This window comes from Mesorhizobium sp. M7A.F.Ca.US.014.04.1.1, assembly GCF_003998745.1.
Classification (GTDB): Bacteria; Pseudomonadota; Alphaproteobacteria; order Rhizobiales; family Rhizobiaceae; genus Mesorhizobium; species Mesorhizobium ciceri.
The window spans coordinates 1-9,501 of sequence record NZ_RZRW01000202.1 but is presented as its reverse complement, the minus strand read 5'-3'; the positions used below and the strand labels follow the sequence as shown (position 1 = coordinate 9,501).

The window sequence follows — 9,501 nt, the reverse complement described above, 5'->3', positions numbered from 1 at the left end:
ACGCGGTACCGAGCGGCGTAAATTCCTGGCGTCCGCAGGGCGTGACCGCTGGCTCGTCAAATTCGCCGGCCTCGGCGAAACCGGACTCCGCAAGAAACGAGCCGCGGCGATGTTGCATGAAGCCGGGTTCGGATCGCAAGTTGTCGCGCTTTGCCATGGCTTTCTGGTTGAACGGTGGATTGATGGCAGCACGATGGATCAGGCGCCGCTGCCCAGGGAAAAACTGATCGCGGAGCTCACAAACTACCTGACCTGGCGTGCGCTCAATCTTCGAACTTGCGAACCGGGTGCATCATTGCTTGCTCTCGCGGAGATGGCTGTTTCCAATGCGTCGGAAGCCTTGGACGAGAAACGCGCAGCGACGTTGCGCGGTTGGCTCTCGAAACCGACCTCCGCGCATGTGCTGCAGCGCGTTGAAATCGACGGAAAGCTTCAACCGTGGGAGTTTCTCGTTCGTGCAGATGGCACGGTGCTCAAGACAGATGCTGTTGACCACTGCCGGGCACATGATTTGATCGGCTGCCAACCGATCGAGTGGGACATTGCCGGCGCCCGCGTCGAGTATGGACTGTCCGACAGCGATGTGAGGACCTTGGTCGAGGGAATGGAACTTGCCATCGACCATGACCACATCGGCTTTTTCGAACCATGCTATTTGGCATTCCAACTCGGGCTCTGGAGCACGGCTGCGCAATCCGAGGACGGCGGGGAAAAAACAAGGTTGGCCGAGATGGCAGACCGATATAGGATGCCGCTGATACGGTTCCTGGACGAATGCCGGATATGATCGTTTCCGATCAGTCCAGCCTTCGCAGCATGTCTGCTTCCTGCTCGAGAATAGTGGCCACTTCCTCGCGCTGCAGATGCGTCATCATCAGGCTGACGCAGCACTCGAGATAGGTAATCGAGGCGCGCCGCAGATAGGCAGCGGTCTCGCGTTCGGCCATCTGGTCGATATCCCTCGAGGGGCGCTTGGGTTGCATGAGGGTGATCCTCCATATCGGGTCCTTCTGCCAAACCACAAGCCTGGGCGGATGTTCCGCACGATCTCGGGAAAGGTTCGGCGCCATCTCGCATCACGCCGGAAGGTTCTGCAGCCCTCCGGGTGCGGGCCTCGCTCTTTTGGCAAAGCCCGTCATCTGATCGCCGATGCGGCTGCCTTCGAGAGCTGCGAAATAATCGATCGTCAGCTTGAGCCCTTCGTTGAGGGGCACCTTCGGCGTCCAGCCGAGCAGCGCTTTTGCACGCGAAATATCGGGCTGCCTGCGCCGAGGATCGTCTTGCGGCAGCGGTAGAAATCTCAGATCCGATTTGGTACCCGTCATCGCCTTCACCAACGCAGCCAGTCGCACGATGGTGAATTCTCCGGGATTGCCCAGATTGACCGGCTTGCCTGGATTGGGATCGATATCCATCAGGCGCCTCAATCCATCGATCTGATCGGAGACATAGCAGAAGGATCGCGTCTGCAAGCCGTCGCCGAAGATCGTCAGGGGACGTTTCTCGAGCGCCTGCATGATCAGGTTCGAGACGATGCGGCCGTCCGCCGGATCCATTCTCGGACCGTAGGTGTTGAAGATGCGCGCGACGCGCACGTCGGCTTTGCCGGCTCTCAGATAGTCGAAGCAAAGCGTTTCGGCGGTGCGTTTGCCCTCGTCGTAGCAGGCGCGCGGACCGGTGCAGTTCACGTGGCCGACATAATCCTCCCTCTGGGGATGCTGTTCCGGATCGCCATACACTTCGCTCGTCGAGGCCTGTAGCAGCCGCGCGTCATATCGGACAGCGAGTTCGAGCAGGTTGAGCGTTCCAATCACGCAGGTTCGCGTGGTGTGGATAGGGTCGGCCTGGTAACGCGGCGGCGAGGCAGCGCATGCCAGGTTGAAGATACGCTCCACGGGCTCGCCGAGATCCAATGGCCGGCAGATATCCTGCTCGATCAACCGGAAACCCGGATGGTCCATGATCGAGATGATGTTCTCCATGCGCCCAGTCAGAAAATTGTCGGCGCAGATCACGCGCCAGCCGTTGCGGAGCAATGTTTCGCAAAGATGCGAACCGAGGAATCCCGCACCGCCGGCAACAAGCACTGCCTTTGCCCTTCGCGCGTTTCGTGTTTGTCGCATCGCCGTTTTCTCCTGTCTGCTGGTCATGCTGCGCTTCCGATGTCGAAATCGAGGGCCGCCGCCCTTGGCTGTGTCAACGCCGCCACGAATTCGCGGGCCCTGGCCGCACCGGTGTGGGATGCGAGGACGCGTTCGCGGGCCCGGCGGGCCATGGCGAGGCGTGTGCGCTCGGACTCGCCGAACAGGATCTCGACGACATCGTCCGTTTCCCCGGCGGTGTGGATCGCCGATGCAGGAAAGAAGCTGTCGAGCCCTGGCCAGCGATCGCTGATGATGGGCGTGCCGCAAGCAGCCGCTTCGAACAGGCGCACACTGGGCGACCATCCGGCAGCTATCATGGAACTGCGTGTGACGTTCAGCGTGTAACGCTGACGGCTGTAGAACGCGGCATGATCGGCGGGCGGCAGATGTTCGATACGTTCAACATTGTCCGGCCAGATGATGTCGGATGGGTATTGCGAGCCGGCCACGACGAAACGCCGGTCCGGCATATGCCGTGCGGGCTCGAGCAGCAGCGCATTCAGCATTGTCTGCCGGTCGGCACTGTAGGTGCCGAGATAGCCGAGATCCCAGCGGATCGGATCGCCAGTCCGGTGGTGCCGTTCCGGGTCGACCGAGCAGTAGAGCGGCTCGGCGCGGCGCGCGCCGAAGTCCTCCACCAGACGGCCAAGCATCGGCCCGCCGGTGAACGAGAAGTAGACGTCGAAGTAAGGAATCTGCCGCCAGCTCAGATAATCGCAATCGTCGGCTGAAAGCTGCGCCACGGTCACCGGCGTGTCGATGTCGTAAAAGCAGAAGCGCCCTTTGCAAAGTGAAGCGACGATGTCGATGACCACGCGCCCTTCCGGCACGAACGAGCCGATGACGACGATGTCGGCCTGCTCCAGGCACCGGGCGTAGTCGCGTTGTAACTCCGCGGTGGTTTCGTAGTAGCGCAAGGCGCAGAAATCCGGATCGCGCAGATCGCGGTGGTTTGCGTACCACGGCACCTCGCGCTCCAGAAAGGTCACGCGGTGGCCGAGTTCGTGCAGACCTTTCAGCAGGCCTCGAAACGTCGTGGCGTGGCCGTTTCCCCAGGATGAGGACAGCGACAGGCCAAGAAAGACGATGTCCAATTGCTTGGTCATTCCGCTGCCTCCACGGTCCCCTGCTCGAAGTGACGTTTGAAGACTGCATCGGCCACGTCCGCCCGCAACGCGTAGGTGTGATCGGCCAGCACGCGGCAAAGTGCGGCCTGGCCGATTGCCTTTGCCCGACTGGAGGTCAGCGAGCACATGATCTCGGCGACATCGCCGCCGTCGCGCGCCACCAGGATCTCCTCGCCTGGTTTCAGGAACAGTTCCACGCCCAGCCACGCATCGGTGATGAGGCAGGCGCCGGCGCCGGCCGCCTCGAAGACACGCGTGGCCGGTGAAAAACCGTTTACGGCCATGCTGTCGCGGCTGATGTTCAGAACCGCCTTGGGTGTGACGTTGAAGGCATTGTGATCGCGGGTGCCGACGTGACCGAGCCAGCCGACATTGGCGGGAAGCGGCTTGTCCCCCCAGCCCGATCCACCGAGGAGAAAACGCTGTTTCGGCAGCTGGCATGCGGGATCGAGGAAAAACGCTTCGACCCGTGCCTCACGATCCGGCAGCCTGTTGCCAAGGAACGCCAGATCGCAAGCGAAACGCGCATTGCTGGTGACCGGATAATGCGTTTGGGGATCGAGCGCATTGTAGATCGGCACGCATTCGTTCGCCCCCATGGCACGGTAGGCCCATACCACGGGGTCGCCGCCTCCATAGGTCAGCACAAGGTCGATTTCTTGCAGGGCGCTATGGAGCGGATGGTCCGGTTCGTCGCGCAACTGGGCAAGGGTTGCCGGAGCGTCCACGTCCCAGAATACCACCAGCGCGTCGCTGCGGGCGTGGTCGAGAACGGCGCGCAGCAGCGCCTCGTCCTCGAAACCGACGCCACTCGCCTTGACGACGATGTCGGCGCTGGCGGCACGTGCCGCGACCTGCATCAGCGCGTGCTGGGTCGCTTCATAAACGACGACAGTGCACCAGTCAGGCGCCTCGATGTCGCGATTCTTCTGCCGGTCGTAGACGTCGGGTTCATAGAAGGTGATTTCGTAGCCCAATTGGGAAAGCGCCTTCAGCAACCCGCGATAGTAAGTCGCGGCACCGTTCCAGTAGGACGACAAAAGACTCGATCCGTAGAATGCCATCTTCATGCGGCGGCTTCCTTTGCGGTGGTGTTGTTGATGGTATGTTCGGTCGTGCATGCCGTGAGCACGCGGAACAGCTCGTCAACGCGGTGCTGGCAGGTATGCCGGGAGCGAATGGTCTCGAGGCCCGAAGTCACCAGGGAAGCCGCGAAATCCGCATCGGCCAATACCGCCCGCAAGTGTTGCCGCATCTGAGAGCCGTTCTCCGCAAACAGGAAGTCGACGCCGGGCCTGAACAACTGCTCGACATCGGACCAGGGTGCTGAAATCAGCGGAATGCCGCAGGCGAGCGCCTCGAACATCCGGATCGTCGGAATTCCAGGCAATCCCTCACGATAGGGGCGCCGTGGGATGTGAACGGTGACACGATGCGCGGCGAACGCCTTCGGCACATCGGCATTGGCGATCCACCCATCATAGCGCAGTCCGGCGGCGGCCAGGTCCGCAAGTGCGGGCTTGGGATAGCGTACGCCGTGAACAGTGGCCTCGAGACCGAGATCGTGTACTGGCTCGATCAGAAATTCCTTGAGTTCGGCAGTCCGCTCATCGTCGCCCCAGTTTCCAATCCAGACCAGATCGGACATGGGATGGATCTCTGGGTGCGGCTTGAACAGGCGATCGTCCGCGGCTTCATGCCAGGTGAAGACGCGCTTGCCCCAGCCGGCGCGCAGATAGCTCTCGCGCAAGGTCTCGCCAAAGGCGAGGACGCCGTCATAGTGCTCCAACCGTAGCGCCGAGATTGCCTCGGTCGCCGATACGGCCCGGTGATGGGTGTCATGAAACAGAAGGATGAAGTTGCCGCCAGCGGCCCGGGCACGGCCGATGCGTGCGACAAGCTCCGGATCCGTCCACTCATGAACGATCACAACGTCGGCCTCGGCGATCCAGGCCTCGTGATCGAACCCGGCATTGTAGGTCACCGGCATCAACTCTGGGAAATCCTTGCGGAAGCGTTCGATGGCGAAGGATCCCTTCTCGGCCAACAGGTTCGAACGGCTCCAGCCGTCGGACGGCTCCAGCGCGACTGCCTGGTGCTGGCGCGCGATCAGATCCCGCATGATACCGCGCAGGAAATGGGCATTGCCGTGGTTCCAGTCGGATAGGACCGAGTGGGTGTAGAACAAAAAGCGCATGGTCAACGCCCCGCCATAGCCAGGGCCGCCTTGTCGTAGACGCCTCGCATGGCTGCCGCTTGCCTGGCCAGTGTAAACCGGCGGCTCCGTCGCATCGCTGCCTGGCCGAGCTCTCGCCTGAGTTCGGCATCGCTGGAAAGACGATTGAGGCCGGCAGCGAGGTCGTGCGGATTGCGCGCGTCAAAGAACATCGCAGCCCCGTCCCATAGTTCGCGATAGGTTGCGATGTCGGAAAGCACCAGGGGCGTCGCCGACATGGCAGCTTCCAGCGCGGCCAGACCGAATGGCTCATAGATCGACGGCGACACGAAAATGCCGGCGCGCGCCATCAAGGAGCGCACCTCGTGAGACGGCAGTGCTCCCAGAGGAACAGCATAGCTGAAGCTGGTACGCCCGCCGTTCGGACCGTGCATCGAACCGGCGGCAAAGACGGGCCATCGCGTCAGCGACGCGGCCTGGTCGATCACCGCCGCATTCTTCCCCTCGTCCCACCAGCGGGCAGCGGCGAAGACGAGCGGTTGGCGCTTTTCGGCCTTCGGCACCGGACTGGCACTATTTCCCACCACACTCAGACGCGCGATCGGGCCGTAGCAGGTCTCAAGCATGTCGGCGTGGCTGCGGCTCGGCACGATGACTGCGTCGGCCCGATTGAAGCCACGCCTGTTGCGCTCCTTCTGCCAGGCCCACGCGCCATCCACTGCCTGTTTCCTGACGGCGTGGAACCATGTCGTCACGCAGGAATGGGAGACCGCCACGGCTGGGCACGGCGCATCGAATCCCGCCGCCTGCGTCGGCGCGTTGAAATGGACTAGGTCGATGGCGTGGTCGCGCATGGGCGCAAGCAATTCTCGCGGTAGCGCATCCAGGTCGCCGCCGTTGTGGGTCATCCAATCCGGCGGCGTGTTCAACCAGATCAGCGTGGTGAAAGCCTCTGCCTCCGCAGCCTGCTGCCTCGTCGGCTGGGGACCGAGCCCGGCAAGCACCACGCTGTCGCCGCCGTTCACAAGTTCCCTTGCCAGATCAAGCGCATAGCGCCATACGCCGCCCACGGCATCGACGGTCATCAGGATGCGCCACGAGCGCGGCGTCAGTGTCCGCAACATGTCGCCTCCAGTTCCGCCAGCGGCCGGGGCCGCTTCTCCTGGATGTCACTGAATTTCTGGAAGGATGCGAGATAGTGGTCATGGGCGCGCTCCCAGGCAAGGTCGTCGGGTTCGCCCCAAAGCTCGCGATAGCTGGGCGAACTCGGATACGGATAAAGCGGAACAGGTTCATTGGCCCATACGCCGTGGTCGATCAGGTGGGTTCGCCAGCGCTCGACCAGGGCGGGATCATCCTCGACCACGCCGATCAGATTGGCTTGAACGAATGGAACGTGACGTCTAGCATCGACGAGCAGCGCGGCAAGTTCCTCGGTGCCCAGCCGGCAGCGCTTGGCCAGCATCGCCCGGCCTTCAACCGTCAGGCTTTCGAGCCCTGCTTCAATGGAGACGCAGCCTGCGGCGCCCAGCAATTCCAGCAGCTCGGGCTTCCACAGATCGATGCGGGTCTGCACGCCGAATTTCACATTGCGATCGACCAAGGCTTCCAGCAACGCTTTTTGCGGCAGGAAGATTTCGTCGATGAAGTAGATGTAGCCGACACCTTGGGCAATCAGCCGATCGATCTCCGCGACCACCGCTTCGTGGTTTCGACGGCGATAGGCATCACGGAAATCGATCTTGGCGCAGAAGCTGCAATTGTAGGGACAGCCGCGCGATGCCTCGACTTCCGCGCCGAACCCGACCTGATTGTCATCGAACCTGTGATGGTGGTGCGAATGGGCTGCGATCCAGTCCGCAGGCCATTCGAGGGGTGGATGATCGACAAACGAGCTGGCGTGGACGCCGCCGTTCGAAACCACCCTGGCATCCCGCAGATAAGCGGTTGAGGGCACTGCGCTCCAATCGTCGCGCCGGGCAAGTTGCTCGACGACTTCTTCGCATTCGCCGCGCACGACGATGTCGACGCCGAGCTTGCGCAAGGTTGGCGCCGGCGTGGCCGAGCCGTGCGGGCCGACGGCGACCGTGCGTCCACCGCGCCCGGCGAGAAGGTTGAGGAAATCGGCCGGCACGCGCAATTCCGGCGGTGCGCAGCGCCAGAACAGATAGGTCGGCGCGGTACTGACGACAGTCATTGCCGGGGCGAAATCGGCCACCCGCTCGCAAAGACCGGAATTGTCGAGCTTCTGCAACTGACCATCCAGCATCAGCACCTCATGTCCGGCGGCTTCGAGCAGGGCCTTCGAATAGCCGAGTTCCAGCGGCAGATGTGGTTGGCGGCAGCCGAAATAGATGCTGTCGTCGTAGGTCCAGAATGGGTTTACCAGAGCGATTTTCATGCGACGTACCTCACGGCTTCGGGGTGAGGCTCGAGCCGGTGGCGCTGCAGCCAGTCGGCTAGGTCGCGGACGCCTTCGCGCCATGAAACCTGGGCCATCCAGCCAAGCGCGGTTTTGATCTTGCGGGTGTCGGCGACGAAGAAGGGCTGGTCGCCGGTGCGTTCGCCATCATGGCGGATTGAAAGCTCATGGCCGGTCAGGCCACGGATCTCGCTCAACAGCGTGCGCAGGCTGAGCGCATTTTCCGGGCCGCCGCCAAGATTGAATGCCTGGCCTTTGGTCGTCTCGATGTGGTCGAGTACGGCCCTGTAGGCGGCGACGGCATCGGAAACATGTAGGATATCGCGCACTTGCCTGCCGTCACCGTAAATGGTGATGGGGCGTCCCGTCAGCGCGCTGAGCAGGAAGTGCGCGACCCAGCCCTGGTCCTCGGTTCCGAACTGGCGCGGTCCATAGATGCAGCTCATCCGCAGCACCGCCGTCGGCATGCCGTAGGATTTGGCGTAGTCGAGCACATACTGGTCCGCCGCGCCCTTGGAGCAACCGTAGGGCGTGCAGAAGTCCAGGCCCCGAGCCTCATCGATGCCGTTCGCCTGGATGACGCTGTCGCAAGGCACATAGCGGTCGCCGTCCTCGCGGACCGCGACGTCGGGCAGGCTGCCATAGACCTTGTTGGTGCTGGCGAAGACAACAGGAATACACTCACCGCTCAGTCGCGCCGCCTCCAGTACGTTGAATGTTCCGCGAAGGTTGATGTCGAAATCCTCGCCCGGCTGGACCAGGCTTGTGGTGACGGCGGTTTGCGCGGCCAGATGGAAAATTGCCTTTGAACCCGTCAGAGCCGGCGCCAAGGCGTTGGCGTCCCGCACGTCGATGGTCTCCACCGTGAGGCGACTGGCGTGTTTTTGCGCCAGCCATTCAAGGTTCTGCTGGACGCCCGGACGGCTGAGATTGTCGATCACCAGCACCGGTTCGCCATCCGACAACAGGCTGTCGGCGAGGTTCGATCCTATGAAGCCGCTGCCGCCGACGATGGCGACCGGCGCGTCGCTTCGATTGCGTGTGTTCATGACACCAGCCCGCGTTCTTCGAGCTCGCGTTTCATGTCGGCGCCGCGGTCGACGGCGGACGTGTTACGCACCCAGGAAACGAAATCGCCGAGCGAATTCTCCAGTTGCCGCACCGGCTCGAAACCGAGCAGCTCACGGGCCTTGGAAATATCGGCGAAGCAGTTGCGGATATCGCCGGAGCGCGCTTTGCCGAGCAGTTCGGGCGAGCGGTTCGGTGTCCCCATGGCCTCGGCCAGCAATCGCGCGACTTCGCTGATCGCGTAGGCTCGGCCGCTGCCGATGTTGATGACATGACCCTTTGCCTGGCGTTGCTGCAGTGCAAGGCGAAAGGCGCGGGCGACGTCATGCACATGGACGAAATCGCGCTTCTGTTCGCCATCCTCGAAGATCATTGGCCGTTGGCCGTTGGCGAGACGCGAAGCGAAGTTGGCCAGCACGCCGGTATAGGGGTTCGACAATGCCTGGCCGGCGCCGAAGACATTGAACAGGCGCAACGCGACAGCATCGATGCCATAGGCTTCGCCGAAGATCAGCACAGCGCGTTCTTGTGCGTATTTTGTCAGCGCATAGATTGAGTCGAGAT

9 protein-coding genes and 1 pseudogene are annotated in these 9,501 nt (G+C 62.4%); 1 reads left to right on the top strand and 9 read right to left on the bottom strand.

What is annotated here, in order from left to right:
* A pseudogene (locus EOA22_RS15460) lies at positions 1-787 on the top strand (hypothetical protein); the annotation flags it as partial.
* Between the two features lie 10 nt (positions 788-797).
* On the opposite strand, the gene EOA22_RS15455 reads toward EOA22_RS15460, so the two are convergent.
* The 9 genes from EOA22_RS15455 to EOA22_RS15415 form a co-directional block, all read right to left on the bottom strand.
* Positions 798-983 carry a hypothetical protein gene (locus EOA22_RS15455; RefSeq protein WP_013533200.1) on the bottom strand — a complete coding sequence of 62 codons (186 nt, stop codon included), beginning with the start codon at positions 981-983 and terminating at the stop codon, positions 798-800.
* 93 nt (positions 984-1,076) lie between these two features.
* Positions 1,077-2,123 carry a UDP-glucuronic acid decarboxylase family protein gene (locus EOA22_RS15450; RefSeq protein WP_013533199.1) on the bottom strand — a complete coding sequence of 349 codons (1,047 nt, stop codon included), beginning with the start codon at positions 2,121-2,123 and terminating at the stop codon, positions 1,077-1,079.
* A 23-nt stretch (positions 2,124-2,146) separates the two neighbouring features.
* Positions 2,147-3,250, bottom strand: coding sequence for a glycosyltransferase (locus EOA22_RS15445; RefSeq protein WP_063170153.1), 1,104 nt, complete (start codon positions 3,248-3,250; stop codon positions 2,147-2,149).
* Positions 3,247-4,341: a glycosyltransferase gene (locus EOA22_RS15440; protein WP_013533197.1), complete on the bottom strand. Its 1,095-nt coding sequence runs from the start codon at positions 4,339-4,341 to the stop codon at positions 3,247-3,249. The genes EOA22_RS15445 and EOA22_RS15440 overlap by 4 nt, the downstream gene beginning before the upstream one ends.
* Entirely contained in the window at positions 4,338-5,468 is a 1,131-nt protein-coding gene (locus EOA22_RS15435) for a glycosyltransferase (protein ID WP_063170154.1), read from the bottom strand. Before EOA22_RS15435 ends, EOA22_RS15440 begins: the two co-directional genes overlap by 4 nt.
* Before the next feature lie 2 nt (positions 5,469-5,470).
* Positions 5,471-6,571 (bottom strand): glycosyltransferase family 4 protein, encoded by a 1,101-nt coding sequence (locus tag EOA22_RS15430; protein ID WP_063170155.1) that lies wholly within the window; start codon positions 6,569-6,571, stop codon positions 5,471-5,473.
* Positions 6,556-7,848: a TIGR04295 family B12-binding domain-containing radical SAM protein gene (locus EOA22_RS15425; protein ID WP_063170156.1), complete on the bottom strand. Its 1,293-nt coding sequence runs from the start codon at positions 7,846-7,848 to the stop codon at positions 6,556-6,558. Before EOA22_RS15425 ends, EOA22_RS15430 begins: the two co-directional genes overlap by 16 nt.
* Positions 7,845-8,918 (bottom strand): NAD-dependent epimerase/dehydratase family protein, encoded by a 1,074-nt coding sequence (locus EOA22_RS15420; protein WP_063170157.1) that lies wholly within the window; start codon positions 8,916-8,918, stop codon positions 7,845-7,847. The genes EOA22_RS15425 and EOA22_RS15420 overlap by 4 nt, the downstream gene beginning before the upstream one ends.
* Positions 8,915-9,501 (bottom strand): NAD-dependent epimerase/dehydratase family protein (locus EOA22_RS15415; protein WP_127390066.1); only part of this gene is annotated, 587 nt, incomplete at its 5' end. The genes EOA22_RS15420 and EOA22_RS15415, both read right to left, overlap by 4 nt.

Bases quoted from the DNA above. Each gene is read 5' to 3' on its own strand.
- EOA22_RS15425 (WP_063170156.1), bottom strand. From the start codon at position 7,848: ATGAAAATCGCTCTGGTAAACCCATTCTGGACCTACGACGACAGCATC.
- EOA22_RS15435 (WP_063170154.1), bottom strand. From the start codon at position 5,468: ATGCGCTTTTTGTTCTACACCCACTCGGTCCTATCCGACTGGAACCAC.
- EOA22_RS15455 (WP_013533200.1), bottom strand. From the start codon at position 983: ATGCAACCCAAGCGCCCCTCGAGGGATATCGACCAGATGGCCGAACGC.
- EOA22_RS15450 (WP_013533199.1), bottom strand. From the start codon at position 2,123: ATGCGACAAACACGAAACGCGCGAAGGGCAAAGGCAGTGCTTGTTGCC.
- EOA22_RS15420 (WP_063170157.1), bottom strand. From the start codon at position 8,918: ATGAACACACGCAATCGAAGCGACGCGCCGGTCGCCATCGTCGGCGGC.
- EOA22_RS15430 (WP_063170155.1), bottom strand. From the start codon at position 6,571: ATGTTGCGGACACTGACGCCGCGCTCGTGGCGCATCCTGATGACCGTC.
- EOA22_RS15440 (WP_013533197.1), bottom strand. From the start codon at position 4,341: ATGAAGATGGCATTCTACGGATCGAGTCTTTTGTCGTCCTACTGGAAC.
- EOA22_RS15445 (WP_063170153.1), bottom strand. From the start codon at position 3,250: ATGACCAAGCAATTGGACATCGTCTTTCTTGGCCTGTCGCTGTCCTCA.